24 protein-coding genes and 1 pseudogene are annotated in these 24,639 nt (G+C 71.6%); 16 read left to right on the top strand and 9 right to left on the bottom strand.

The window, feature by feature from the left end:
- Positions 1-23: 23 nt before the first annotated feature.
- Together alc and allB are read right to left on the bottom strand one after the other, a co-directional pair.
- Positions 24-1,139, bottom strand: a complete 1,116-nt coding sequence (gene alc, locus ABIE67_RS37175) for an allantoicase (protein WP_370265946.1) — start codon at positions 1,137-1,139, stop codon at positions 24-26.
- Between the two features lie 55 nt (positions 1,140-1,194).
- Positions 1,195-2,535: an allantoinase AllB gene (allB, locus tag ABIE67_RS37170; RefSeq protein ID WP_370265945.1), complete on the bottom strand. Its 1,341-nt coding sequence runs from the start codon at positions 2,533-2,535 to the stop codon at positions 1,195-1,197.
- Between the two features lie 250 nt (positions 2,536-2,785).
- On the opposite strand from allB, the gene ABIE67_RS37165 reads away from it, so the two are divergent.
- Positions 2,786-3,586, top strand: a complete 801-nt coding sequence (locus ABIE67_RS37165) for an IclR family transcriptional regulator (protein WP_370265944.1) — start codon at positions 2,786-2,788, stop codon at positions 3,584-3,586.
- Positions 3,587-3,746: 160 nt separating this feature from the next.
- Complete coding sequence (locus tag ABIE67_RS37160) at positions 3,747-4,025, top strand: antibiotic biosynthesis monooxygenase family protein (protein WP_370265943.1); 279 nt, start codon at positions 3,747-3,749, stop codon at positions 4,023-4,025.
- Between the two features lie 18 nt (positions 4,026-4,043).
- On the opposite strand, the gene ABIE67_RS37155 is transcribed toward ABIE67_RS37160, so the two are convergent.
- Positions 4,044-4,331, bottom strand: coding sequence for a DUF5955 family protein (locus ABIE67_RS37155; protein WP_370265942.1), 288 nt, complete (start codon positions 4,329-4,331; stop codon positions 4,044-4,046).
- Positions 4,332-4,543: 212 nt separating this feature from the next.
- Between ABIE67_RS37155 and ABIE67_RS37150 the strand changes: the two genes are divergently transcribed.
- Both ABIE67_RS37150 and aceB read left to right on the top strand, forming a co-directional pair.
- Positions 4,544-5,146 (top strand): NTP transferase domain-containing protein, encoded by a 603-nt coding sequence (locus ABIE67_RS37150; protein WP_370265941.1) that lies wholly within the window; start codon positions 4,544-4,546, stop codon positions 5,144-5,146.
- 209 nt (positions 5,147-5,355) lie between these two features.
- Positions 5,356-6,978 (top strand): malate synthase A, encoded by a 1,623-nt coding sequence (aceB, locus tag ABIE67_RS37145; protein WP_370265940.1) that lies wholly within the window; start codon positions 5,356-5,358, stop codon positions 6,976-6,978.
- A gap of 4 nt (positions 6,979-6,982) precedes the next feature.
- Here the strand turns inward: aceB and ABIE67_RS37140 are convergent, their stop codons facing one another.
- The 3 genes from ABIE67_RS37140 to ABIE67_RS37130 are packed head-to-tail and all read right to left on the bottom strand — an operon-like array spanning position 6,983 to position 9,725.
- Complete coding sequence (locus ABIE67_RS37140; protein WP_370265939.1) at positions 6,983-7,297, bottom strand: SelT/SelW/SelH family protein; 315 nt, start codon at positions 7,295-7,297, stop codon at positions 6,983-6,985.
- Entirely contained in the window at positions 7,294-8,199 is a 906-nt protein-coding gene (locus ABIE67_RS37135) for a HipA family kinase (RefSeq protein ID WP_370265938.1), read from the bottom strand. The genes ABIE67_RS37140 and ABIE67_RS37135 overlap by 4 nt, the downstream gene beginning before the upstream one ends.
- A 20-nt stretch (positions 8,200-8,219) precedes the next feature.
- Entirely contained in the window at positions 8,220-9,725 is a 1,506-nt protein-coding gene (locus tag ABIE67_RS37130) for an IucA/IucC family siderophore biosynthesis protein (protein WP_370265937.1), read from the bottom strand.
- Positions 9,726-9,912: 187 nt separating this feature from the next.
- Between ABIE67_RS37130 and ABIE67_RS37125 the strand changes: the two genes are divergently transcribed.
- The 3 genes from ABIE67_RS37125 (at position 9,913) to ABIE67_RS37115 (ending at position 13,589) form a co-directional block, all read left to right on the top strand.
- The gene (locus tag ABIE67_RS37125) at positions 9,913-11,439 is read left to right on the top strand and encodes an IucA/IucC family protein (protein WP_370265936.1); all 1,527 of its coding nucleotides are present in this window, start codon (positions 9,913-9,915) and stop codon (positions 11,437-11,439) included.
- A 78-nt stretch (positions 11,440-11,517) separates the two neighbouring features.
- A complete protein-coding gene (locus ABIE67_RS37120; RefSeq protein ID WP_370265935.1) occupies positions 11,518-12,786 on the top strand; it encodes a VWA domain-containing protein in 1,269 nt (422 codons plus the stop codon).
- Positions 12,786-13,589 carry a hypothetical protein gene (locus ABIE67_RS37115; RefSeq protein ID WP_370265934.1) on the top strand — a complete coding sequence of 268 codons (804 nt, stop codon included), beginning with the start codon at positions 12,786-12,788 and terminating at the stop codon, positions 13,587-13,589. The genes ABIE67_RS37120 and ABIE67_RS37115 overlap by 1 nt, the downstream gene beginning before the upstream one ends.
- 62 nt (positions 13,590-13,651) lie before the next feature.
- Here the strand turns inward: ABIE67_RS37115 and ABIE67_RS37110 are convergent, their stop codons facing one another.
- Positions 13,652-14,278, bottom strand: coding sequence for a winged helix-turn-helix transcriptional regulator (locus ABIE67_RS37110; protein ID WP_370265933.1), 627 nt, complete (start codon positions 14,276-14,278; stop codon positions 13,652-13,654).
- 86 nt (positions 14,279-14,364) lie between these two features.
- On the opposite strand from ABIE67_RS37110, the gene ABIE67_RS37105 reads away from it, so the two are divergent.
- From ABIE67_RS37105 to ABIE67_RS37075, 7 genes are all read left to right on the top strand, one after another.
- On the top strand, positions 14,365-15,573 hold the full coding sequence (locus ABIE67_RS37105; protein ID WP_370265932.1) for a pyridoxal phosphate-dependent aminotransferase: 1,209 nt from the start codon (positions 14,365-14,367) through the stop codon (positions 15,571-15,573).
- Positions 15,574-15,695: 122 nt separating this feature from the next.
- Positions 15,696-17,087: a hypothetical protein gene (locus ABIE67_RS37100; protein WP_370265931.1), complete on the top strand. Its 1,392-nt coding sequence runs from the start codon at positions 15,696-15,698 to the stop codon at positions 17,085-17,087.
- Positions 17,051-18,025 carry a hypothetical protein gene (locus tag ABIE67_RS37095; protein ID WP_370265930.1) on the top strand — a complete coding sequence of 325 codons (975 nt, stop codon included), beginning with the start codon at positions 17,051-17,053 and terminating at the stop codon, positions 18,023-18,025. Before ABIE67_RS37100 ends, ABIE67_RS37095 begins: the two co-directional genes overlap by 37 nt.
- A gap of 10 nt (positions 18,026-18,035) precedes the next feature.
- Complete coding sequence (locus ABIE67_RS37090) at positions 18,036-18,437, top strand: DUF5955 family protein (RefSeq protein ID WP_370265929.1); 402 nt, start codon at positions 18,036-18,038, stop codon at positions 18,435-18,437.
- A 126-nt stretch (positions 18,438-18,563) separates the two neighbouring features.
- Complete coding sequence (locus ABIE67_RS37085) at positions 18,564-19,172, top strand: histidine phosphatase family protein (RefSeq protein WP_370265928.1); 609 nt, start codon at positions 18,564-18,566, stop codon at positions 19,170-19,172.
- An 88-nt stretch (positions 19,173-19,260) separates the two neighbouring features.
- Complete coding sequence (locus tag ABIE67_RS37080; protein ID WP_370265927.1) at positions 19,261-19,890, top strand: hypothetical protein; 630 nt, start codon at positions 19,261-19,263, stop codon at positions 19,888-19,890.
- A 51-nt stretch (positions 19,891-19,941) separates the two neighbouring features.
- Positions 19,942-20,364: an acyl-CoA thioesterase gene (locus ABIE67_RS37075; RefSeq protein ID WP_370265926.1), complete on the top strand. Its 423-nt coding sequence runs from the start codon at positions 19,942-19,944 to the stop codon at positions 20,362-20,364.
- Here ABIE67_RS37075 and ABIE67_RS37070 read toward each other — a convergent pair whose 3' ends face one another.
- Positions 20,365-20,760 (bottom strand): winged helix-turn-helix transcriptional regulator, encoded by a 396-nt coding sequence (locus ABIE67_RS37070; protein WP_370265925.1) that lies wholly within the window; start codon positions 20,758-20,760, stop codon positions 20,365-20,367.
- A gap of 120 nt (positions 20,761-20,880) precedes the next feature.
- Between ABIE67_RS37070 and ABIE67_RS37065 the strand changes: the two genes are divergently transcribed.
- Both ABIE67_RS37065 and ABIE67_RS37060 read left to right on the top strand, forming a co-directional pair.
- Positions 20,881-22,311 carry an MFS transporter gene (locus ABIE67_RS37065; RefSeq protein ID WP_370265924.1) on the top strand — a complete coding sequence of 477 codons (1,431 nt, stop codon included), beginning with the start codon at positions 20,881-20,883 and terminating at the stop codon, positions 22,309-22,311.
- Between the two features lie 73 nt (positions 22,312-22,384).
- Positions 22,385-22,834: a spore-associated protein gene (locus ABIE67_RS37060; protein WP_234761808.1), complete on the top strand. Its 450-nt coding sequence runs from the start codon at positions 22,385-22,387 to the stop codon at positions 22,832-22,834.
- Positions 22,835-22,938: 104 nt separating this feature from the next.
- On the opposite strand, the pseudogene ABIE67_RS37055 reads toward ABIE67_RS37060, so the two are convergent.
- A pseudogene (locus ABIE67_RS37055) lies at positions 22,939-24,596 on the bottom strand (serine/threonine-protein kinase).
- Positions 24,597-24,639: the final 43 nt, after the last annotated feature.

Raw genomic sequence — 24,639 nt, 5'->3', positions numbered from 1 at the left:
ACGGGTTCGGCGGACCGGGCGTCTCAGCCGCCCAGCTCCTGGTGCCGGGCCGCCAGCCCCGCCACCCCCTGCTCGGTCAGCGAGCCGTGCAGGCGCAGGCGGGAGATGCCGCCGTCCGGGAAGATGTCCACGCGCGCGTGCGTGCCCACCGCGGGGGTCGGCAGGACGAAGCGGTGGTTGGTGTCGGGCTGGAGGCGGGTGCGCGGGAGGACCTCGGTCCACTCGCCGTCCTCGCCGTCCTTCACCGACACCGACGCCCAGCCGGCGCTGTTGCCCTTGAGGTACGCCGTGTCGATCTCGATCGCCCGGATCTGGGACTGCGCCACCAGCTGGTAGCGGATCCAGTCGTTGCCCTGGTCGCGGCGGCGGCGCGTCTCCCAGCCGTCGTCCATCTTGCGGGAGCGGCCCGGCTGGATGGTGTTGGTGGCGGGTGAGTAGAAGAGGTTGGAGGCGTCCTCGACCTGGCCGCCGCTCTCCAGGGCGACCACGTCGAACGTGCCGAGCACCTCGAGCCACTTCGGGTCCGGTGCCACCTCTCCGTACACGCGCAGGCGCGCGATGCCGCCGTCGGGGTGCTGGTTGACCCGCAGGTGGGTGAAGCGCTGCTCGACGTCGATGGAGAAACCGTTCGCCGCGTGCCCGCCCACCGAGGTGCGCGGCACCAGCGTCGTCCACTTCACGTCGTCCGCCAGCAGCTCCTGCGGCGAGGGCGAGCCCGGCAGCGACGTGCCCTCCACGGAGACGGCCTGCGGGTAGTTGCCGCGGAAGTGGGCCGTGTCGACGACGATCCCGCGGATCACGCCGGGCGCGCCGAGGCGCACCAGCGCCCAGTCGTGGTCCTCGGCCGTGGGCCACGGGTGCTCGGCGGAGGCACCGCGCCGCCGGCGGGTCTCCCAGCCGTCCATGATCTTGCCCTTGTGCCCGAAGTGCTCGGGGTCGAACTCGGCCCGCTCGGGCACCAGCAGGTTCTCGCGCTGGGCGAAGAACTCGTCGTTGGCGGCGATGACACCGGCGCCCAGCCGGCGGTCGGCGAGGTTGGCGTACTGGGTGAAGGGGAAGTCGGCGGTGCGGTAGTCCGCGTACGGGTCGCCGCCTCCATAGGGGTTCGCGTCGCCGGTGAAGCTCGGTATCGCCGTCACGGTGGTGGTTCTGCCTTTCTGGAGTCGGCCGGTGCGGGGGGGGCGGGTGAGGGGGTCAGTGGGCGCGGGTGAGCAGCTGCCCCTTCGGGTCGGTGAACTCGCCGGCCGCGACGATGCGTTCGCCGCGCAGCCAGGTGGACTTCACGACGCCGTACAGGGTCTTGCCCGCGTACGCGGTCACGCGGTTGCGGTGCTGGAGGGCGGCCGGGTCCACGGTGAAGGTCTCGTCGGGCGCGAGGACGGCGAAGTCGGCGTCCCGGCCCGCCGCGATGGCGCCCTTGCGGTCGTCGAGCCCGACCAGTTCGGCCGTGCGCGCGGACATCCAGCGGACGACGTCCTCCAGGCCGTGCCCGCGCTTGCGGGCCTCCGTCCATACGGCCGCGAGGCTCAGCTGAAGGCCGGAGATGCCGCCCCAGGCGGTCGCGAAGTCGGCGGTCTTCAGGTCGGCCGTGGACGGCGAGTGGTCGGTCACCACGCAGTCGATCGTGCCGTCGGCCAGCGCCTGCCACAACAGGTCCTGGTTGGCGGACTCGCGGATCGGCGGGCAGCACTTGAACTCGCTGGCGCCGTCCGGGACTTCCTCGGCGGTGAGGGTCAGATAGTGCGGGCAGGTCTCGACGGTGATCCGTACGCCGTCCCGCCTGGCCTCGGCGATCAGCGGGAGCGCGTCGCTCGACGAGAGGTGAAGGACGTGCACGCGCGCGTGGAGGCGCTTCGCCTGGGCGATCAGCTGGGCGATCGCGGTGTCCTCCGCGTCGCGCGGGCGCGAGGCGAGGAAGTCCGCGTACTTGGGGCCGCCCTGCTGCGGGGCGGCGTCGAGGTGGTGCGGGTCCTCGGCGTGCACGATCAGCAGGCCGTCGAAGGAGGCGATCTCGGCCAGGGACTGGGCGAGCTGGTCCTGGTCGAGGTGCGGGAACTCGTCCACGCCGGACGGCGACAGGAATGCCTTGAAGCCGAAGACACCGGACTCGTGCAGCGGGCGCAGGTCCTTGACGTTGTCGGGCAGGGCGCCGCCCCAGAAGCCGACGTCGATGTGCGCCTTGTCGGCGGCCACGTCCTGCTTGGTGCGGAGGTTCCCGACCGTCGTGGTGGGCGGGAGGGAGTTGAGCGGCATGTCGACGAGGGTGGTGATGCCGCCGGCCGCCGCGGCGCGGGTGGCGGTCCAGAAGCCCTCCCACTCGGTGCGGCCCGGGTCGTTGACGTGCACGTGTGTGTCGACCAGACCGGGCAGCAGGACGTCGTCGCCGAGGTCCTCCAGCCGGGCGCCGGACGGGACTTCGGCGCCGTACCCGAGTACGGCCGTGATCTTGCCGGCGGAGACCAGGACCGAGGCGGCCCGTGTCCCTTCCGGGGTGATGACTCGCGTCGAGCGCAGCACCAGTTCAGCGTCGGACACCCGGACCCCTCTCTGCCGCCATTGACTTCCGTGTAGCGGAATTCAACTTTCTGTTGAAGGAGTCTTCACTCCCGTTCCCGCGCCGTCAAGGGCACACTTCTCCACAGTGCACCCGCCCCGCACTCTCTGTACATTTCCACAAAGTGGAATTACAATTTCGGCAAGCAGAACGTAGCTACGCACAAGCGGGGAGTCAACCGACTGGCGGGTAGGCTTCTGCCCTTCCCACCGGTCCCGAAAGGAACGCGCCGTGCCGACGTCCAACGCCAGCACCACCGACCCCGCCAAAGCCAACAACGGTGGCGGTGTCCAGTCACTCGAGCGCGCCTTCGACCTGCTGGAGCGGATGGCGGACGCCGGCGGCGAGGTCGGCCTGAGCGAGCTGTCCGCGAGCAGCGGGCTGCCGCTGCCCACCATCCACCGCCTCATGCGGACGCTCGTGGCGTGCGGATACGTCCGCCAGCAGCCCAACCGCCGCTATGCCCTCGGCCCGCGCCTGATCCGCCTCGGCGAGTCCGCGTCCCGGCTGCTGGGCACCTGGGCCCGGCCGTACCTGGCCCGGCTGGTCGAGGAGACCGGCGAGACCGCGAACATGGCCCTGCTGGACGGCGACGAGATCGTCTACGTCGCCCAGGTGCCGTCCAAGCACTCGATGCGCATGTTCACCGAGGTGGGCCGGCGTGTGCTCCCGCACTCCACGGGGGTCGGCAAGGCGCTGCTCGCGAACACCCCGGACCACGAGGTGCGCGCGCTGCTGTCCCGCACCGGCATGCCGGCCGCGACGGAGAAGACGATCACCACCCCGGAGGGCTTCCTCGCCGCCCTGGAGGACGTACGCCAGGCCGGCTACGCGGTCGACGACAACGAGCAGGAGATCGGCGTCCGCTGCCTCGCCGTCTCGGTGCCCGACTCCCCCACCGCCGCCGCCATCTCGATCTCGGGCCCCGCGGGCCGCGTCACGGAGGCGGCGACGGACAAGATCGTGCCCGTGCTGCAGCAGGTGGCATCGGAGCTGTCGGAGGCACTGGCCAGCTCGGGGCCGACGGCCTAGGGGGGGTTGCGAACGTCCCGTGCGGTGACCGCGGTGTCCGGTGCGTGCCCTGGGGGTCCCCCCGGCCGAAGGCTGGGGGAGTGCCGGACGAAGGCTGGGGGAGTGCCGGACGAAGGCCCTCGTACTGGACGTACTTGGGCCTTTGGCCGGTGCGGCGAGGGTGCGTGCCGGGCGCCGCGGGCGCTGTGCGGGACTTTCGAAACACCCCCTAGCCCGGGAGCAGGGGGAAACCAAGGAGGCGAACGAGGGGTTCCTCGGGGCGCGTCTGGTCCGGGACCTGCGGAACCCGAACTCCTTCGTGTCCTTCGCCGCCTGGGGCGATCTCGACTCGATGCGGGCCTGGCAGGGCTCTTCCGAGTTCGGCAAGCGTTTCGACGTCGTCCACGCCCTGTGCGAGGACATGCGGAGCGGCGGCTACGAACTGGTCGTCGACATCTGAGCGGGGCCGCACGGCGAGTCAGCGGCGCGGCGGTTCCCCGAACAGGTCCACCGCGTCGCGTACGTCCGACAGTCCACGGGCCAGTGCGCTCACGGAGCCGATCGCCCCGGCGATCAACAGCAACGACCGGCGCAGGCGCGGGATTTCGGGGGCGCCGTCGATCGTCATCGCGGCGAGAGCGGCGAGCTCGTCCTCGGCGATCCCACGGTCGGGGAACTCGGCGGGATGCGCGGCGAGTTCGCGGCGCAGGCGGGAGACCGCCGTCCGCAGTTCCACCACCCTCACATCCTCGTCGCTGCCCGTCACCGGCCTCTGCCCCAAGCTCCGCAACAAAGCACTCCCCCTCGCACGCCGTTGTGCGCCTGCAGTACGCATCCCCCGTCGAGCTCCCTGGACGATGGTCGGGCGCCGGGGACGCGGGTCAGTAAACGCCACCGGTGCCGGGCGCGCCACCGTGCGGACCGATATTCAGCCCAAGGAGACCCGGCGGCCTTGCGGGCGTCAGGTATGCAGGACCCATGACGGAGAAACAAGCCCCCCTGGTCACCGGTCTGCTGCTCGCCGCCGGAGGTGGGCGACGGCTCGGCGGACGCCCCAAGGCACTGCTACGGCACCGCGGCCGGCCCCTCGTCGAGCACGCCGTCGGGGTGCTGCGGGCGGCCGGCTGCACCCGGGTGCACGTGGTGCTGGGCGCGCAGGCCGGCGCCGTACGGGAGCAGGCGGAGCTCGCTGACTGTGTCCTGGTGGAGAACCCGGACTGGGCCGAGGGGATGGGCTCCTCGCTGCGCGCCGGGCTCGACTCGCTCACCGGCACGGGGGCCGGGGCGGCCCTCGTCTCGCTCGTCGACCAGCCCGGCATCGGACCGGTCGCGGTGGCGCGCGTGCTCGCCGCGTACGAGGACGAGACGTCGCTCGTCTCGGCCGCCTACGACGGCGTACGCGGTCATCCCGTGCTCTTCGGCGCCGCGCACTGGGCGGGCGTCGCGGCGACTGCGACCGGTGATCGAGGGGCACGCGCCTATCTGAAGGAGCGGGAGGAGGCGATCAGGCTCGTCGAGTGCGGGGACGTGGCGCGGCCGTACGACATCGACACGGAGGCCGATCTCGCCCACCTTGAGTAAGTGCGGTGGCACCCAGAGCCACGTTGCCTCGACTCAGAGAATCTCGACATCAACAAACGATTGAACTTCCACCATGAGGAAACTAGTATCCACTGTTCAGAAGCGCCCGACTGCTCCGCGGGCGTTCCCAGCCGTACCCGGGAAGACTGGCACCCGGTGCCAAAGCTCGACCGCTCGTCTTCGTAGCTCGCTGAAGGAAGTGACATCTCATGTCCGCACCAGCGCCGTCCCCGCTGGCCATCGTCGACGCCGAGCCCCTGCCCCGGCAGGAGGAGGTCCTCACGGACGCGGCCCTCGCCTTCGTGGCCGAGCTGCACCGCCGGTTCACGCCCCGGCGTGACGAACTCCTCGCCCGCCGTGCGGAGCGCCGCGCCGAGATCGCCCGCACCTCCACGCTCGACTTCCTCCCGGAGACCGCCGCGATCCGCGCGGACGACTCCTGGAGGGTGGCCCCGTGCCCGCCCGCACTGCAGGACCGCAGGGTCGAGATCACCGGCCCCACCGACCGCAAGATGACCATCAACGCCCTCAACTCGGGCGCGAAGATCTGGCTCGCGGACTTCGAGGACGCCTCCGCGCCGACCTGGGAGAACGTCGTCCTCGGCCAGATCAACCTGGCCGACGCCTACACCCGCAACATCGACTTCACGGACCCGAAGTCCGGCAAGTCGTACGCGCTGAAGGCCGACGAGGAGCTCGCCACGGTCGTCATGCGCCCGCGCGGCTGGCACCTCGACGAGCGTCACCTCCAGGTCGACGGCCGGCCGGTGCCGGGCGCCTTCGTCGACTTCGGCCTGTACTTCTTCCACAACGCCCAGCGCCTGCTCGACCTCGGCAAGGGCCCGTACTTCTACCTCCCGAAGACGGAGTCGCACCTGGAGGCCCGCCTCTGGAACGACGTGTTCGTCTTCGCACAGGACTACGTCGGCATCCCGCAGGGCACCGTCCGGGCGACCGTCCTGATCGAGACGATCACGGCGGCGTACGAGATGGAGGAGATCCTCTACGAACTGCGCGACCACGCCTCCGGGCTGAACGCCGGCCGCTGGGACTACCTGTTCTCGATCGTCAAGAACTTCCGTGACGGCGGCGCCAAGTTCGTCCTCCCGGACCGCAACGCGGTGACGATGACGGCCCCGTTCATGCGCGCGTACACCGAACTCCTCGTCCGCACGTGCCACAAGCGCGGCGCGCACGCGATCGGCGGCATGGCGGCCTTCATCCCGTCCCGCCGCGACGCCGAGGTCAACAAGGTGGCCTTCGAGAAGGTCCGCGCCGACAAGGACCGCGAGGCCGGCGACGGCTTCGACGGCTCCTGGGTGGCCCACCCCGACCTGGTCCCGATCGCCATGGAGTCCTTCGACAAGGTCCTCGGCGAGAAGCCGAACCAGAAGGACCGCCTCCGCGAGGACGTCTCCGTGCAGGCGGCCGACCTGATCGCCGTCGACTCGCTGGACGCCAAGCCGACGTACCCGGGCCTGGTCAACGCCGTCCAGGTCGGCATCCGTTACATCGAGGCCTGGCTGCGCGGCCTCGGCGCGGTCGCCATCTTCAACCTCATGGAGGACGCGGCCACCGCCGAGATCTCCCGCTCTCAGATCTGGCAGTGGATCAACGCGGGCGTCGAGTTCGAGAACGGCGAGCAGGCCACCCCGGAGCTGGCCCGCAAGGTCGCCGCCGAGGAACTGGCCGACATCCGCGCCGAGATCGGCGAGGAGGCCTTCGCGGCCGGCCACTGGCAGCAGGCCCACGACCTGCTCCTGGAGGTCTCCCTCGACGAGAACTACGCGGACTTCCTGACGCTGCCCGCGTACGAGCAGCTGAAGGGCTGAGCCCTCAGGAAGCCGGTGTGTCCGAGTGGCCCAGGGACCTTCCCGGGGCCACTCGGTCGCGTACGGCCCTCTTCACCGCCGTGGGCTCGGGGAAACCCAGCTCACGGCGGTCCCACACGACCTCGTCGTTGACGCGGACGACGAAGACGCCGCCCTTGCCGGGCTTCAGGGCGAGTTCGGTCAGCTCGGTCTCGAAGGTGGTGAGCAGTTCCTGCGCGAGCCAGGCCGCGCGGGGCAGCCAGCGGCACTGCGTGCAGTACTCGATCTCGACGCGCTGAACGTCCGGAAGCCCGATGTCGATCCCCTGCTCATCCGTCATCCGAGATGCACCGACCAATCCTGTTCCGCGGCCGGCTTGCCGTGCAGGTCGGGGACCCGCTTCAGCCACTCCGGCCGACCTTGCTGTGTCCTCGCCGCCCGGAGGGCCTCCTCGGCGGCGAGTTCCTCCCTGCTGGGGAAGTCCGTGGGCAGCCACTGCCGTGAGGCGCGCACGCGCGCGTGGAGGTACGTCACATAGGCCTCACGTGCCTCGCCGGGCGAGGCGAAGTCGGTGAGCCAGGCGTCCGGCACCTCCGCGACGATCCCGTGCAGCAGTTCCTCGGTCACCTTCGGCGCCAGTTCCGCGTCGGCGGCGCGCACGTCGGGCCCGTAGTGGCCGAGGGCATGGTGGCGGAAGTCGTACGCCTTCTCCGGATCCGAGCCGTCCCAGCGGTGGTGGAACACGAGTGCGGCACCGTGGTCGATCAGCCACAGGCGGGGCGGCACGGTCCCCAGCGTCGGCCAGATCATCAGGTTGGAGCTGTGCACCGTACGGTCGACGTTCGCGGTCAGGGCGTCCAGCCAGACGATCCGGCCGGCCTCCAGCGGGTCCACGCGGAAGGCCTTGGCGACCTCCGGGGTGAAGTCCCGCGCGCCCGGCAGATAGTCCATGCCGAGATTGATCCCGGCGCTGGACGCGTGCAGCTCCCGCACCTCCTGGTGCGGCTCGCCGTCCGCGATCGCCGGGTCGAAGTGGACCAGGACCAGCTCGGGGAAGCGCAGGCCCAGAGCGCGGGCCAGCTCCCCGACGATCACCTCGGCGACCAGGGCCTTGCGGCCCTGCGCGGAGCCGGTGAACTTGACGACGTACGTGCCCAGGTCGTCGGCCTCGACGACTCCGGGCACGGAGCCGCCGGACCGCAGCGGGGTCACGTATCGAACAGCAGTCACGTCGCGCAGCACACCGGCCAGGGTAGTTCAGGTCATGTACCGGCCAGCGGGTTCGCAAGCGGCAGGTAGCGGGCGTCGGCGCCGTCCGCGCCCGTCCAGCGCAGCAGCAGGTTGGTCTTGCCGGGGAGGCTGGGGGCGGACAGCAGGGCCGGGATCTCGGGGAGGTCGTGGCGGGACAGCTCGCGGCGTACGGCGGGCCAGGGGTCCAGGGTCGGGTGGTGTTCGACGAGGGCGGCGGCGATCTCGACGAGGTGGTTGACGAGCAGGCAGTACACCAGCCGCTCCCAGCCCGCCGCCCGGGACACCTCCGGCAGCAGTTTCACGCCCTCGGCGTCCCGGAACAGGGCCTGCACGGGGAAGCCGTCGGCGTCGACGGCGACCAGCGTGTTCTGCAGGTGCGCCTCGAGTACGACGCCGTGGTCGGCGAAGGCTCCGAGGGCGGGCGGGACGACCTGGGCCAGGTACGCCTCCCACCACACCGCCGGGTCCTCGGCGCCGGCGACCGGGCTGCCGTCGAAACCCTCGGTGAGCCCGGCGGCGAGCAGCGGGGTCGCGCCGGGCAGCAGGCTGCCCCGCAGCCCGTCGCGGACCAGGACCGCGAGTTCCTCGAAGGCGAAGTCGGCGGTGCGGTAGCCGCGGTCGCCGAGCCAGGCGGCGGGGCCGTCGACGGTGGCGAGCGCGGTGGCCGCCGCCGTGTCCGTGCGGCGGAGTTTCAGCAGGTCGTGGCGCCACAGCCGGCGGATGTCGTTGGTGATGCGCACATCGAGGCTGAACTTCAGGAAGAGGTCGCGCTCGGGGGCGTACAGCGTGCGGATCGCGGCCGTCGGCCAGGTGTCGAACGCGGTCGTGCCCAGCCGCAGGAGCCTGCCGTCCGCGAACGCCGGCGCGAGCTCCCGGCCGACCAGGTCGAGCTGCCAGGGGTGCGCGGGCAGCAGCCGGTAGCCGGGCGGGGCCTCGCCGAGGGCATCCAGGGCGGAGGTGTCGCCCTCCTCGACGACCGCGTCCTCGCGCAGGCCGAGCAGCATCAACGGGAAGCGGGCGTGCGCCTCGGGGGCGTACGGCAGCCAGGCCGCGACCGGGCCGCCGCCGCGCGCCTTGGGGGCGGGGTGGTACGGGTGGCCGGTGAGGAGGCACTGCTCCGAGCGGAGGTAGAGGTCGTCCGGCGGGGTCGCACGCGCGCGTGCGGTGAGCAGCGCGGCCACCGCCTCCCGGCTGTCGATCATCTCGGCGGGCAGTTCGTGGTTGGACAGACCGGTGTGGCGGCGCAGCTCGTCGGCCACGAGCTTGACGAGCTCGGTGTGTCCGACGCGCTGCCAGGCGCCGTCCGCGGCCACCTCTGGCTCGGCGGGCCGTCGCTCCCCGAGGACGCGCAGCAGGCGGCCGGTGCCGGGCAGCCGGTACACCCGCCGTCCGCCGGACTCGCCGTGTGGTTCGGCCACCTCGCGCAGCAGGCAGTTCAGCAGGGGCGCGACCGCGTGGACGTCGGCGCGTTCCGCGACGTCGGCGGCGGGTGGAGGGTTGAGGTGCACGCGATCCACTCGTTCTCTACGGTCCGTTCAGGACGGTCACTACGGTCCGTTCCGGCCGGTCTCTACGGTCCGTTCCGGACGGTCTCTACAAGTCCGTTCACGACGGTCTCTACGGGCCGTTCAGACGGGAAGACGATCAGTATGTCTGTCGTCGGCGCCTGGCCCGACGTCCTACTCGTACCCGAGGAGCCCACCCGTGCACCGTCCCCCCAGCGCCGAGGCCGAGGTCGCCGCCGAACTGGCCGATGTACGCCCCGAACTCGCGTCGCGGTACGCGGCCGAGCTCCCCGGGGCACGGGCGGCCGTGCTGACCCGGCTGTGGCGTGCCCTCGTGCACGAGCCCGTGCCCTGGATCGCCCGACGTGAGCCCGGCCCGGAGGGCCTCACCCTGCGCCTCTCGGACGGGCGCCGGCTGCACGGCCCGCGTGCCGACCCGTTCGCCACCGCCGCGTACGTCACCGGCGTACGGTTCGACCGGACGTCGTACGACGATCCGGCCCGGCTGCTGGCCGACCTCTCGGTACCGCACGGCACGGCCTTCGCCGCCGAACTCGGCCACAGTGTCGCCTCGTTGGCGCTGTCGCGGGCTGGGCAGGAGGTCGGACAGGCCGCTCACCCGAAGGAGTGGCCCCGGCGGGACTGGGAGTGGGAGCAGCGCGTGGTCGACGGCCATCCGTTCCATCCCAACTGCCGTTCCCGGCCCGGCTTCTCGGCCGCCGAGCAGCTGGCGTACGGGCCCGAGCACCGGCCGGTGGTGAGGCTGGGGGCGGTGCCGGTGCGGGCGGACGAGTGCCTGGTGACGGGCCGGTGGCCGGAGGGGATGAGGGACGGGGAGCGGCTGCTGATCCCGGTGCATCCGTGGCAGGCCGAGCATGTGCTCAAGCGACCCGGCGATGTCTGCGGCGACGGGATCGCCGCGCATCCGCTGATGTCCCTGCGGACGCTCGCCCTCCCCGACGGGCCGCACGTCAAGACCGCGTTGAGCGCCCGGCTGACGTCCTCGGTGCGGGACATCTCGGTGTACTCCATCGGGCTGTCGGCCACACTGTCGGACTTCGCGGAGACCCTGGCGGTCCGTATGGACGGGCTGCTGCACGTCACCCGCACGCTGGGGGCCGCGACGGCCGACTCCCCCGATCTGGCGGCCGTGTTGCGCGAGTCGCCGCAGGAGTACGCGGGCCCCGGGGAGCGAGTCGTACCGGTCGCCGCGCTCGCCACCACCGGGCTGCCCGGATCCCCGGCGTGGCTGGCCGAGTTCACGCGTCTCGCGCTCACCGTGGGGCTGCGGCTGCTGGAGTGGGGCGTGGCGTTGGAGGCGCACGGCCAGAACCTGCTCGTGGTGCTGTCGGAGAGCGGCTCCCCGGTGCGGCTGGTCTACCGCGACCTCGCCGACATCCGGGTCAGCCCGGCGCGGCTCGCCCGGCACGGCATCCCGATGCCGGAGCTGACGGGCAGGGTCGTCACGGACGACGTGACGACCCTGCGCCGCAAGCTGTTCGGCTCACTGGTGGCCGGGGCGCTGGCGGGTACGGCGGGGTCGGGGGCGGCGTTGCGCGGGGCGCTGGAGGCGGTCGTACGGGATCTGCCGGGAACCGTGGATCTGGCCGCGCTGCGTGAGGAGGCGCTGCCCACGAAGGCGTTGTCGCTGATGCGGCTGTCGCCGGGGACGCCCGGGGACCAGTGGGCGGAGCTGCCCAATCCGCTGGTCACCGAGGTGTTCTGACCGGTGGCCGGCATGTGTTCCGACAGGTGTTCCGGCCTCGTTTTGAAGCGGGACACCTCTGATCAATAAGATCCGCCGATGATCAGAACACAACGGCTGGCGGCCGGGGTCTGTGCCCTGCTCGCCGCGCTCACGGCCGGGATAGCCTTCCCGGCCGGGGCGGTCGCCGACGAGACCACCGCCACCGCTCCGAAAGTCGATCTCGTGATCGACGTCAGCGGTTCGATGCGGGCGAAGGACATCGACGGCCAGTCGCGGATGGCCGCCGCGAAGCAGGCCTTCAACGAGGTGCTGGACGCGACACCCGAGGAGGTCCAGCTCGGCATCCGCACCCTCGGTGCCAACTACCCGGGCGACGACCGCAAGACGGGCTGCAAGGACACCGCGCAGCTCTACCCGGTCGGCCCGCTGGACCGCACCGAGGCCAAGACGGCGGTGGCTACCCTGACGCCCACCGGCTGGACGCCGATCGGTCCCGCGCTGCTCAAGGCGGCCGAGGACCTGGACGGCGGCGAGGGCTCCAAGCGCATCGTGCTGATCAGCGACGGCGAGGACACCTGCGCCCCGCTCGACCCGTGCGAGGTGGCCCGCGAGATCGCCGCCAAGGGCATCGGCCTGACCATCGACACGCTCGGCCTGGTCCCCAACACCAAGCTGCGGCAGCAGCTCAGCTGCATCGCCGAGGCGACCGGCGGCACCTTCACCTCGGTCGAGCACACCGACGAACTCGCGGACAAGGTCAACCAGTTGGTGGACCGCGCGGCCGACCCGGTGGTGACACCGGTCGCGACGACCGGCGCGGACCAGTGCGCGAAGGCGCCCACGCTGAAGTCCGGTCTGTACACCGACCGCGAGGAGTTCGGACAGCAGCGCTGGTACCGCGTGAGCGTCCCGGACGGCTATGAGCTGCGCGCCTCGGTGAGCGTGGCGGCCGACCGTGCGGTGAACCCGTCGTACGGGCTGCTGTTGCGCGCGACGACCGAGCGCGGCCGGGAGATCGTCCGCGGCGAGGCGGCGGGCAACGGGCGGACCGACGTGATCTCGACGGGTCTGCGCTACCCGAAGGCCGAGCGGGAGGACGTGGAGGGCGAGGTCGCGCCCGAGACGGTGTGCCTGCAGGCCACGCACTCCTTCTCCGCGGCGAGCGGGGTGAAGACCACCCCCGGTCTGCCGCTCGAAGTGACCATCGACGTCGTGCACGGGCCGGACGCGGCGAGCGACGTGGCCGCCTTCGGCCTCGGGCGCGGCTGGTGGCTGCTCGGCGCGCTGATCCTCACCGGCTTCCTCGCCGGTCTCGTCTGGGGCTGGCTCTCGCGCTGGCGCGTCGCGGTCTGGAGGACCAACTGATGCGGATCACACGTGTGTTGAGCGCGGCCGCGCTGATGCTCGGGCTGGCGGCCGCCCCGGCCGTCGCCGACTCCTCGCCGTCGCCGAGCGCGTCGGAGGACGGCGGCGCGCCGACCCGGGCGGGCACCTCCTTCCGTACGGCGACCGAGTTCGAGCAGGGCCGGACGGCCACCGCGAGTGCCTCCACGGGCGACTACCTGTACTGGTCGTTCCCCGCGGACGCCGGCCGGCGCCCTACCGTGAAGGCGACGGTGAAGCTGCCGGACACGCACGCCGCCGAGACCTGGCAGATCGACGTGTACGACGGTCTGCGGCGCCGCCAGGCCTGCCAGTCCGGCGCCCAGACGCGCACCGCCGCCTCGGACGCGGCCTCGGTCGAGGTGGCCTGCGTCCTGCGGACCGTCCGCGCCTGGTCGGAGCCCTGGGCCGATGACCCGCTGCCGGGCACGTACTACATCCGGCTGACGGTCGTGGACGTACCCGCCTCCGACCTCGGTCTGCCCGTCGACGCCGAGGTCCGGGTCGACTCCAAGGACATCGGCGGGGCGGCCGCGGTGGACGGCTCGCTGGCGGCACCGCTGGTGCCGGGGGCCGGGGCCATCACCCAGGGCGGCGAGGAGGAGTCGACCAAGGAGGCCCTGCTCGCGAGCCTCGAACCCAGCGATGGCTGGGCGTCCGGCTGGTGGTCCGACCGATGGGTCTGGACGGCGATCGGGGGCGTGCTGGCCGCGCTCGCGGGTGTCGGCGGGTATGCGCTGACGCGCGGGGCGGGTCGGCCGACGCGGGTGCCGCCGGGCGCCTGACGGCTTGCCGGAACCCCTGGCAGGGCCCGCCGTACGTCGCCGTACGGCGGGCCCTCCGCCGCTCAGAAGTCGAGCAGCGCCTTGGCCAGTGTCCCGTCGCCGGTCACCTGGATACGGCCGTCCCGTACGGCGTCCGTCACGCTCAACTCGCCCCGTGCGACCGCCTCGCACGTGCCGTGGTCCAGGACCAGCCGTACGTCGGGCTCACCGGGAGCGGGGCCGTCCCCGTAGACCGGCCCGTCGTCGGCGCCGAGGTGCAGATGGAAGTTCCCCTCCTGCAGCCGGACTTCGACCAGCCCCGCCCCTTCCAGCGACCGCAGCAGAGGCAGCGCGAACCAGTGCGCCCGCACGGCGTCGGTGGGCCGCAGCTCGCCGAGCTCGGCCTGTCCCCAGGCCCCCAGCGCCTGGAGGACGGGCAGCAGCTCCCGCCCGCGGGAGGTGAGTTCGTAGACGTACGCCGCGCCGGGGGGCGGCAGCCGACGGCGCGTGCTGATGCCGTCCCGTTCCATGTCCTTCAGCCGTGAGGCCAGTACGTCCGTGCTCACGCCCGGCAGGTCGGCGTGCAGGTCGGTGTAGCGCCGCGGACCGGCCAGCAACTCCCGGACGATCAGCAGGGTCCAGCGGTCGCCGACGAGGTCGAGCGCCCGGGCGGCGGAACAGTACTGGTCGTAGCTTCGGCGAGGTGACATGCGACGCAGTCTAGACATGTTGTTGGACTTTCCAAGCTCGAACTTGGTAAAACCAAGCAACACACGAAACCGGAGGGCGAGCACGCATGGAGTTCCGGCAGTCGAGCAAGCTGAGCGAGGTCTGTTACGAGATCCGCGGCCCGGTGATCGAGCACGCGAACGCGCTGGAGGAGGCGGGCCACAGCGTGCTGCGCCTGAACACCGGCAACCCCGCGCTCTTCGGCTTCGAGGCGCCGGAGGAGATCCTCCAGGACATGATCCGGATGCTCCCCCAGGCGCACGGCTACACCGACTCGCGCGGCATCCTCTCCGCCCGCCGGGCCGTGGCCCAGCGCTACCAGACCCTGGGCCTGGAGGTGGGCGTCGACGACGTCTTCCTCGGCAACGGCGTGTCCGAGCTGGTCTCCATGGCCGTACAGGCCCTGGTCGAGGACGGCGACGAAATCCTCATCCCCGCCCCGGACTTCCCCCTCTGGACGGCGGTGACGACCCTCGCCGGCGGCAAGGCGGTCCACTACCTCTGCGACGAGCAGGCCGACTGGTACCCGGACCTGGACGACATGGCGTCGAAGATCACGGACCGCACGCGCGCCGTGGTCATCATCAACCCGAACAACCCCACCGGCGCGGTCTACCCCAAGGAGATCCTGGAGGGCATCCTCGACCTGGCCCGCCGGCACGGCCTCATGGTCTTCGCCGACGAGATCTACGACCAGATCCTCTACGACGACGCCGTGCACCACTCGGTCGCGACCCTCGCCCCCGACCTGGTGGTCCTCACCTTCTGCGGCCTGTCGAAGACGTACCGGGTGGCGGGCTTCCGCTCCGGCTGGCTCGTCGTCACCGGTCCGAAGCAGCACGCGAAGGACTACCTGGAGGGCCTGACGATGCTGGCCTCCATGCGGCTGTGCGCCAACGCGCCCGCCCAGTACGCCATCCAGGCCGCGCTCGGGGGCCGGCAGTCCATCCGCGAGCTGACCGTGCCGGGCGGGCGGCTGTACGAACAGCGCAACGTGGCCTGGGAGAAGCTCAACGAGATCCCCGGTGTGTCGTGTGTGAAGCCGAAGGGCTCGCTGTACGCCTTCCCCCGCCTGGACCCCGAGGTGTACAAGATCCACGACGACGAGAAGTTCGTCCTGGACCTGCTGCTCAGGGAGAAGATCCAGGTCGTCCAGGGCACGGGCTTCAACTGGCCGACACCCGATCACTTCCGGATCCTGACCCTGCCCTACGCGGACGATCTGGAGGCCGCGATCGGGCGGATCGGGCGGTTCCTGAGCGGGTACCGGCAGTAACCGCCGGGGCGGTTGAGCCGGGTTTTCCGATGTTCGCCGATTCGCGATCACAGAGGAGGGGGATGCCATAGAGTGCGGCCACTGATCTCTGGGGTCAGGGATGGGGGAACCGGCAGGTGTTCTTGTCTCGGAGTGGGTCCGACTCGCCATCGTTCTTACGCGGCCGAATAGCCCTGCTGCTCCTGCTCGTTGTCGTCGGGGGCAGCCCGTGGGCACAGCAGCCGGTCTGGGACTTCTACATCGAGAAGTTCTACATCGAGCTCTCCGGCGACGAGACCCTGCGCACGCTCACCGAAGCGGCCCTCGTCCCCGGCTGGGAGTACTCCCTCGACCGGTACGGCAGCGTGACCTTCCTGGTCATCGACAACGTCTGCGTCGTGGCGCTGCTCGCGGGGCTCGCCCTCTTCGCATCGCGACTGCTGCGCCACAGGGCGGCCTGGATCCGCTGTCTGGCCGTGGGTGTGCTGGCGACCGAGGTCGAGGCGCTGCTGCGGGTCGGCCTGCTCGACACCTTCGGCTCGGACGCGGAGGTGTCACCGACCGGAACCCTGCTGAAGGACCTCACGCTCTCGGCCCTCGTCTTCGGCCTGGCGGTCGGCGTACTGCTCGCGCTGCTGACCGCCGGGCCACCCGGCACCCGCGTCCCGAGGTCCGTCACCGCCCAGAGATCCGTCGCCGCCCGGCGGACGTCACCGGCCAGGAGGAGAAAGGGAGGGCTCGGCATGACGACCCCACAGGTACGCATGCCGGTCGGGAGCACACCGGGTGATGTCACCCGCTATCTGTGCACCGCGGCCTACGTGGACGAACGCTTCGCCGACCGGGTGGTGGAAGAGGTTCTGGCCGACGAGGCCAGTGCCGTGGCCCCCTCACCCGATGTCGACCTGGTGTCGGTGGCACGCCACTGCCTGACGGCACAGGAACTGCGTCACCAGCGCGATCTGCGCCTGGCGGGGGCGTTCGCCGTCGTGGCGCTGCTCGCACCACTGTGGCTGCTCTACGTCGCGATGCTCCTGGCGACCACCCGGCGCCCCGGCGCCCAGCCGAGCCTGGCCACCCGCGGCCACCACCAGCCCGGCGGCAAGGCACTGGTGGCCGGCGCCATCTCGGCCGGCGTGGTGGCACTGCTCGCCTTCTACTTCGCTTCCCTCGTCTCGTCGCTGCCCGCGTCGGGCTTCTTCGGCTGGCTGCTCGGCGCCTATCTGGGCGGGGTGCCGGCCGTCCTGGCGTCGATCGGGGCGGTGGTGTTCGCCCACATGACGGTCGTGGACCACGACCGGGACGTCGACCAGCTGCTGCGCACCACCATGACCCGCGACACGTTCGCCCAGCAGCCCCGCCCCACCGTCCCGCGGCGGCAGTGGATGGCCGAGCGGCTCGCGGCCCTCCGGCAGGCCCAGGTCGGCAACGTCACGGTGTACAGCGGGTACACCCCGTTCGCGGCTACTCGGAGACCAGCTCCAAGTGGTCGCTCGCGGTGCCGCTCCTGCCCGCCGACGACAAGGTCGGCGTGACCGCACGCCCCGCCGAGCCGGAGCCCTTCACGGTCGCCGAACTCATCGACCACGTCCGCGCACGACTGCGCGCGGTCGCCGAGCGCGGCGTCACCGACGGGGCGGCAAAAGCCGGCGAGGAGGCGCTCGGATCCCTCGTCATCGAGGACCGCGTCTTCGCGAACGGCACGACCATCGGTGACGACGAGAGGTTCATCGAGGCGGAGCGCAGCATCACCCCGACCGTCCGGCTGTCCCCCGAAGAGGTCGAGCAGATCATGCTGCGTCCGACCGGGACCGTCCGCCACTATCTGGCGGTGCACGTCCCGATGTGGGGCGGGGACGTGGTGCCGAGCGTGTTCCTGCACTTCTCGACCGCGGGCAGAACGCTGCACCTGCACTGCGACAACCATGTGCTCGGCCCGGTGGCCGCGGACTACCACGTCGTGGACCGTCTGCGCGGCCCGCTCGGCCCCGACGGCAGGCGTGGCCTGCTGCTGGCCTCCCTCGCCCGCACCGGCGGCGCGTTCTTCGCCGCGCCGTACCGAGCATGGCGCCAGGCCCGCTTCGAGACCCGGCACACCAGGCGCATGGTGGACGAGCTGAAGGCCATGGAGCAGGACCCGGTCTTCGACTACGGCGCCCGGGTGAGCATCCGGGAGATGGCGCTGAGCCCCGACTACCACAACTACTTCCAGGTCGTGGACTCCGGCCGGATCGTCTCCCTCGTGGAACGCCACACCCTCGCCGCCATCCGGGAGTTCCTGGACGCGCACGGCTACGACATCACCGACTTCCGCACCCAGCAGCAGACGATCCTCAACCAGGGGCTCATCCAGCAGGGCGGCATGAGCATCATCGGCAATCAGGCGATCGGCGCGGGCGCGACCGCCACCCAGAACATCCCGCAGCAGTCCGGCGCCTCCGCCCTCAGCGCCGCCGGCGGCTCCGACAAGTAGGGGACTTCTCATGCGAAACGACGACGGGCGCCAGGGCCCTCCCGTCAACAAGGGCGTCATGATCAGCGGCGGCACCCAGTACGTCGGCAACCAGGCCGTGGGAGACGGCGCCCAGGCGTCCTCCGGCGCCGTCTCCTTCCAGACGCAGGACCCGGAGCAGGCCGCTCGCACCGCCCAACTCCTGGCCGTCGTCGAGCGGTTGCTGGAGGAGCACCGCACCGCGCTCGCCGACCCCGACGCCACCAGCAGGGAGCTGCGCCGGCTGCGCGAGGAACTCCAGGAGGAGGAGCCACAGCCGACCGTCCTGCGGCGCGCCCTCCACCGGCTGAACGAGTTCGTCCAGCCGGTGGCCCCGCTCGTCGTCGCGGTCGGACAGCTCGCGCAGTCGGTGCAGGGCCTGCCGGGGGTCTGAACCGGTCCTGAGGTACGACGACGGCCGTCCGGGCGGGCCCGGCACAGGCCGTCCGGCCCAATCCGCCCTGCGGCCGTCGGCAACGCTATGGCACGGTGCTGGGAGGCGAGCGGGAAGGGCGCGCAGGTGGGTGATCTCCTTCTGGTCCGGCACGGCGAGACCGAGTGGTCACGGTCCGGGCGGCACACCGGCTGGACGGACGTGCCGCTGACCGAGCACGGGCGCGAGGAGGCGCGGCGGCTGATGCCGTTGATCCGTTCGCACCGCATCGGGGCCGCCTTCGTCAGCCCGTTGCGGCGGGCACGGGAGACCGCCGAGCTCATCGGGCTGCACGAGGTGCCGGACGTGGCGGTCGACGCGGATCTGCGGGAGTGGGACTACGGCGGGTACGAGGGGATCACGACCGTCGAGATCCAGCGGGAGCGGCCGGGGTGGTTCCTGTTCACGGACGGGGTCGCGCCCGGCCCGCCCGACCACCCCGGGGAGAGCGTGCGGCAGGTCGGGGAGCGCGCCGACCGGATGCTGGCCAAGGTGGCCGCCGCGCTCGGCGACGGCGAGGGATGTGCGGCGCTCGTGGCGCACGGGCACTTCCTGCGGGTGCTCACGGCCCGGCGGCTCGGGCTGCCGGCGGCGGACGGGGCGCTGTTCCAGCTGGCGACGGGGACGGTGTGCCGGCTGGGCACGGAGCACGGACGGCCGGTGATCGCCGAGTGGAATGTCAGACCCGGGTCGTAGCCTTCCCAGCAGATGGTGCGCATGCGCCTGACCGGCAGGGGTCGGCGCAGCCGGGGTGAGGACCCCGTCGCCCGGGGAGGAGCACGCCGTGACCCGACCGCCGACCGCCGCCCAGCGGCGTGTCATCGATGCCGCCGATCCCGTCACCGGGCGGCTCCGGGGTACGGAGGCGCAGCTCGCCGCGCTGGTGAAGCGGGGGCTCGCCTTCCGGCACCCGCGACCGCCGCACGATCACTTTCTGACGCCGGCGGGGCATCGGATACGGGAGGCCGAGCCGGCGGCGCCTCCGGAAGCCGAGGCTCCCGCGGCCGGCGGTGTGTTCGCCGCGCGGATCGGCGGCGAGGAGGACCCGCCGCCGACGGGGCCGGCCCGCGTCCGGGAGGTGCACAGTGCCTGGCAGGGGCTGCTGGAGCTGCGCCGGATGACCAACCCGGACGGGGCGATGGACCGGCCGTGCGCATGGGAGCGTACGCATCTGGTGCAGGCCGCCGCGCTCGCCCTGGAGGCGGCCGGGCAGCGTCCGGCCGGCCAGGACGCCGGGGAGGGCTACCGGGTGCGGGCGACGCCTCAGCCCGAGGCGGTGGCCGTGCACGAGCCGGACGGCGCGCGTCTGCGGGCCTGCGCCGCCACACTGGAGGAGGCGGGGTGGCAGGTCGGCGAACACACCGAGCCTCGTACAAGAGCGCGATATCTGCTGGCATCCCCGCGCCGGGCATGACGGGCATGCCAAGATCGGTGCCCAGGGCATCGAAGGCGAGAAGGGGAAGCAGTGAGCGAGCCGTTTTCCGTCCGGATCACCGTCCGCGGCTACGAGACGGATGTGCAGGGGCACGTCAACCAGAGCGTGTACATCAACTATGCGGAGCACGCCCGCTGGTCGTTGCTCCAGGCCGCGGGCATCAGCCAGTCGGGGCTGACAGGCAAGGGTGTGGGGCCCGTCGCGCTGGAGACGACCATCCGCTACAAGCGGGAGCTCCTCGCCGGTGACGAGGTCGATGTGACCTGCGCCTTCGAGTGGTCGGGCGGCAAGACGTTCCGCATCCGGCAGACCGTTCGCAAGGCGGACGGCACGGTGGCCGCCGAACTCACGGCGGTCGGTGGGCTGCTGGACCTCAAGGAGCGCAAGATGGTGGCCAATCCGCAGGACTACTTCAAGGAACTGGCCACGGACCCGAGCCTCTTCGGACTGTAGTCACACCAACTCCGGTGCGTGCTCCTCGTCGTACGCCGCGCGCGACTCGGCGATGTAGACCCTGTTCCGCTCGGCCCAGTCGGTCAGGCGCTGCAGGGTCTCGTGCAACTCCCGGGCCACCGGCGTCAGTTCGTACTCCACCTTCGGCGGCACCGTCGGATGGACCGTACGGGTCACGAGACCGTCGCGCTCCAGATTGCGCAGGGTGAGGGTCAGCATTCGGCGGCTGATGCCCTCGATGCTGCGCTCCAGCTCCGTGAAGCGGATGGGTCCGTGGGCGGCCGCGACGAGGATCTGGACGCTCCATTTCCCGGAGACCCTGTCAAGAACTTCGCGGACTGGGCACGCGTGCGCGTTCACCACCTGGACGGTAACACCGGTGTTCCTCTGGGACATCGGACTGCCTCCTTACGCCGCTCTCCATGGTCACCCACGATGAACCCCGTTACAAGTCGTGCACCAAGGGTTCCGTCGTGTACCTGAGGGTTCTACGGAGAATGCGGAGGCCAACCGGCCATGTCGACCACGCTAGAGGCACCGACACACACGGTGTCCCCCCGAACGTACTCGCGCTGGGCGTCCCTCGTCGTCCTGTGCGCGGGGACGCTGATGACGATCCTGGACGGCAACATCGTCACGGTCGCGATGCCGGCCATCCAGAGCGACCTCGGCTTCTCGGGGCCGGGTCTCGCCTGGGTCGTCAACGCCTATCTGATCCCCTTCGGCGGCCTGCTCCTGCTCGCCGGCCGGCTCGGCGATCTGGTCGGCCGCAAACGGATGTTCACGGCGGGGCTCGCCGTGTTCACCGCGGCCTCCGTGCTGTGCGGGGTGGCGACCGAGCAGGGCGCGCTGATCGCGGCGCGCGCCCTGCAGGGCGTGGGCGGGGCGATGACCTCGGCCGTGGTGCTCGGCATGCTGGTGGCGCTGTTCCCCGAGCCGCGCGAACAGGCCCGTGCCATCGCGGTGTTCAGCGCGGTCGGCGCGGCGGGCGGGGCGCTCGGCACCTTCCTCGGCGGGGCACTGACCGAGGCCCTGAACTGGCACTGGATCTTCCTGATCAACCTGCCGATCGGCATCGTGGCCTGGCTCGCGGCCGTGCGCGTACTGGAGGCCGACCGCGGCGCCGGGCTCGGCAGGGGCGCCGACTACCCGGGCGCGGCACTGGTCACGGGCGCGCTGATGCTCACGGTGTACGTCATCGTCGGCGCCGGCGACCGCGACCTCACCGCCACCCTGCTCCTGGCGGCCCTGTCCCTCGCACTGTTCGTGGCGTTCACGCTCCGCCAGGCGCGGGCCGCGCGCCCGCTGCTGCGACTGCGCCTGTTCGGCTCCCGGCTGCTCAGCGGTGCGAACGCCGTCCAGATGCTGATGATCGCGACGATGTACGGCTTCCAGTTCATCGGCGCGCTCTACCTCCAACGCGTACTGGGATACGGTGAGTTGCTCACCGGCACGGCGTTCCTGCCGGCGCCGATCGCCATCGGGGTGCTGATGCTGGGCCTGTCGGCCCGTACCGTCGGCCGGTTCGGCGCGTACCGGGTGCTGCTGGCCGGGCTGGCGCTCATCGTGGCGGGCATGGCGCTGCTCAGCCGCGCTCCGGTCGACGGCTCGTACCTCACCGACGTACTCCCGCCGCTGCTCCTGCTCGCCACCGGGTTCGCCGCAGCGATGCCCGCGCTGACCGGGCTCGCCATGTCGGGGGCCCGCGAGGAGGACGCGGGGCTGGCGTCGGGGCTCTTCAACACCACCCAGGTGGTGGGCGGTTCACTGGGCCTCGCCGCACTGTCGGTCCTGGCGGCGAGCCACACCGACGACCTGCTCGCCGGGGGCGCCGATCCGGTGGCGGCCACGGCGGCGGGTTATCAACTGGCTTTCCAGGCAGGGACGTTGATCGCCGCGGGGGCGCTGGTGCTGGCGGCGGTTTTGTTGAGGAAGCGTCAGAACTGAGCACAACCATTCGCATATCCGGTGGGTCACACCATGCAGGAGCAACCACCTCCAATGGAGACCAGGGGGAAATATGCGATACGCACGTTCTGTCCTGTCCGCTGCCGCGTTGGCGGCCCTCACGGTGGGTACCACGGCCGCCCTGACCGCGCCGGCCTCCGCCGCGCCCAACACCACCCCGCAGAAGGTCTGCGGCAGCAGCTACAAGACCGTGAACTCGGCGGCCGTCGGCTCGCTGGGCACCATCTACCTGACGTACAACGCCTCCAACGGCAAGAACTGCGTGGCGACCATCCGCAACAACCCGGGGACCGCCGTTGACATGTCGGCGTGGATCTACGTGTCCGACACCGAGGAGTACGACGAGGACTACGGGCAGTACACGTCGTACGCCGGACCGACCTACGTCTACGGCAAGGCGCACTGCGTCGACTGGGGCGGTCACATCAAGAACGTGTACGTGCAGGTGACGGGCTCCAACTGTGGGGCCCTGAAGGAGAACCGGGTGACCTTCACCCGCTGACCCGGCCAACGGTGACACCCCGCAGTGACATCGCTCGCCCCGGCAGGACTCCAGGAGTTCCGCCGGGGCGAGCGCCTGTCGCCACGGGGCGGGGGCCCGAATCGCTAGGCCGCGTTCTTCCAGACCGTCATGTCCAGGCTCAGGAAGCCGAGCTCCGGGAGCGCCGTCGACTTCGTCTGGACCACGAGCAGCGCGATGTCCCCGGAGGGGTGCTTGACGCAGATCTCGCTGCCGGCCGCCACCGCGGCCAGCGTCCAGCGGTGGCGATCGGCACCACCGAGCATGAGACGGCATTCGTCGAGGGTGGTCCCCGAACTGCCGAGCATCTGGAGGAACACACTGGTGTCGCTCTCGATCGCGCAGCTGGCCTCCTCGCAGTCGAAGCGGATGTCGCCCTTACGGTCCTCGCGCCAGAGCGGCTCCTCGAAGCTCAATGACGTCTCCGCGTTCAGCAGCACAGGGGCTTGAGTGAGGACTTGCGGTGACGCGGACGTGGTCGCGGTGGGCTTCGACGCCTGAGGTGTCCGGCCATCGGTGCCCGAGGAATCCGCACGCTCTCCCGACGTCGGCGCGGATGCCGATGACGTGGACTCCGCCCCCGCCCCGTTACCCGACGACCCCTCGGTCTCCCCCGGGCCGGACGTCGCCGATGCGCCCGCGACCCAGTCGCGGAACCTGTCCCCCGCGTCCGAGACCATCCACGCGAAACCCGTCAGCACCAGGGCCCCGGCCGTCACCGCCGCGGTCGTGACCAGCGCGGTACGCCGTCTTCGCGCCCGCCGCTCGTCGCGCTCCGCCGACTGCGGCTGCGGTTGTGTGACGACCAGCGGCCGCGTGTGCAGCACCCGGGTGGGGTCGGGCACCGGGGACGGAACCGTCACCTCCGGGCCCATGACGTCCCGCCAGACGGTCGGCCCCGCGCCCGCGTCGGCGTCCGCGCCGAGCCGTCGCCGGCACCACTCGACGATCTCCGCCAGGGTGGCGCGCTCCTCCGGGACGGCGGCCAGGCACCGGGCGATCAGCGGCCGGAATTGCTCGGGCAGCACGGACAGGTCGGGTTCGTCGTGCACGATCCGGTAGAGCACGCCGACCGCGGAGCCCTCCCCGTACAGCGGCCGGCCCAGCGCCGCGAACGCCGCCGTCTGGCCCAGCGCGAACACGTCGGTCGCGGCCGTGACCTCACCCCCGGACGCCTGCTCGGGGGCCATGAAGTGGGGCGTGCCGACGGTGGAGCCCGTGGCGGTGTGGGAGCTGAGGTCGGAGGCGAGCGAGATGCCGAAGTCGATCACTCGGGGCCCGTCGGCGGCCAGCAGCACGTTCGACGGCTTCAGGTCCCGGTGCACGATGCCCGCGCCGTGGATGGCCTGGAGCGCCTCGGCCACCCCCGCCGTCAGCCACAGCACCGCGGGCACCGGCAGCGGTCCGCGCCGGGCGACGGCTTCCGTCAGGGAGGGCCCGGGCACGTACAGCGTGCCAGCCAGGGTGGTACGCCGTCCGCGTCGGCGTCGATCAGCTCGGCGGTGTACGCCCCACGGACGCGCCGGGCCGCCTCCACCTCCCGGCGGAACCGCCGTCGGAAGGCCGGGTCGTCGGCCAGCTCCGGCCGTACCACCTTGATCGCCACCGGTCGGCCGCCCTGCGTGTGCGACAGATAGACCCGCCCCATGCCACCCGCACCGAGCCGGGCGGCGAGGCGATACCCGGCCACGACGGGCGGATCGTCCGCCTGGAGTGGCTGGAACACCTCGGTAGCGTTGCTCATCGGCCCGCTTCCCCCCTCATCCCCTGAACCCCTGAACCCCCGG

Origin of the sequence: Streptomyces sp. V4I8, assembly GCF_041261225.1 — a bacterium.
Classification (GTDB): Bacteria; Actinomycetota; Actinomycetes; order Streptomycetales; family Streptomycetaceae; genus Streptomyces.
This window is presented reverse-complemented; position numbering and strand designations above follow the sequence as displayed.

Coding starts and splice junctions, on each gene's coding strand:
- ABIE67_RS37150 (WP_370265941.1), top strand. CDS start 4,544: ATGACGGAGAAACAAGCCCCCCTGGTCACCGGTCTGCTGCTCGCCGCC.
- aceB (WP_370265940.1), top strand. CDS start 5,356: ATGTCCGCACCAGCGCCGTCCCCGCTGGCCATCGTCGACGCCGAGCCC.
- ABIE67_RS37140 (WP_370265939.1), bottom strand. CDS start 7,297: ATGACGGATGAGCAGGGGATCGACATCGGGCTTCCGGACGTTCAGCGC.
- ABIE67_RS37120 (WP_370265935.1), top strand. CDS start 11,518: ATGATCAGAACACAACGGCTGGCGGCCGGGGTCTGTGCCCTGCTCGCC.
- ABIE67_RS37115 (WP_370265934.1), top strand. CDS start 12,786: ATGCGGATCACACGTGTGTTGAGCGCGGCCGCGCTGATGCTCGGGCTG.
- ABIE67_RS37110 (WP_370265933.1), bottom strand. CDS start 14,278: ATGTCACCTCGCCGAAGCTACGACCAGTACTGTTCCGCCGCCCGGGCG.
- ABIE67_RS37105 (WP_370265932.1), top strand. CDS start 14,365: ATGGAGTTCCGGCAGTCGAGCAAGCTGAGCGAGGTCTGTTACGAGATC.
- ABIE67_RS37090 (WP_370265929.1), top strand. CDS start 18,036: ATGCGAAACGACGACGGGCGCCAGGGCCCTCCCGTCAACAAGGGCGTC.
- ABIE67_RS37070 (WP_370265925.1), bottom strand. CDS start 20,760: ATGTCCCAGAGGAACACCGGTGTTACCGTCCAGGTGGTGAACGCGCAC.
- ABIE67_RS37065 (WP_370265924.1), top strand. CDS start 20,881: ATGTCGACCACGCTAGAGGCACCGACACACACGGTGTCCCCCCGAACG.
- ABIE67_RS37060 (WP_234761808.1), top strand. CDS start 22,385: ATGCGATACGCACGTTCTGTCCTGTCCGCTGCCGCGTTGGCGGCCCTC.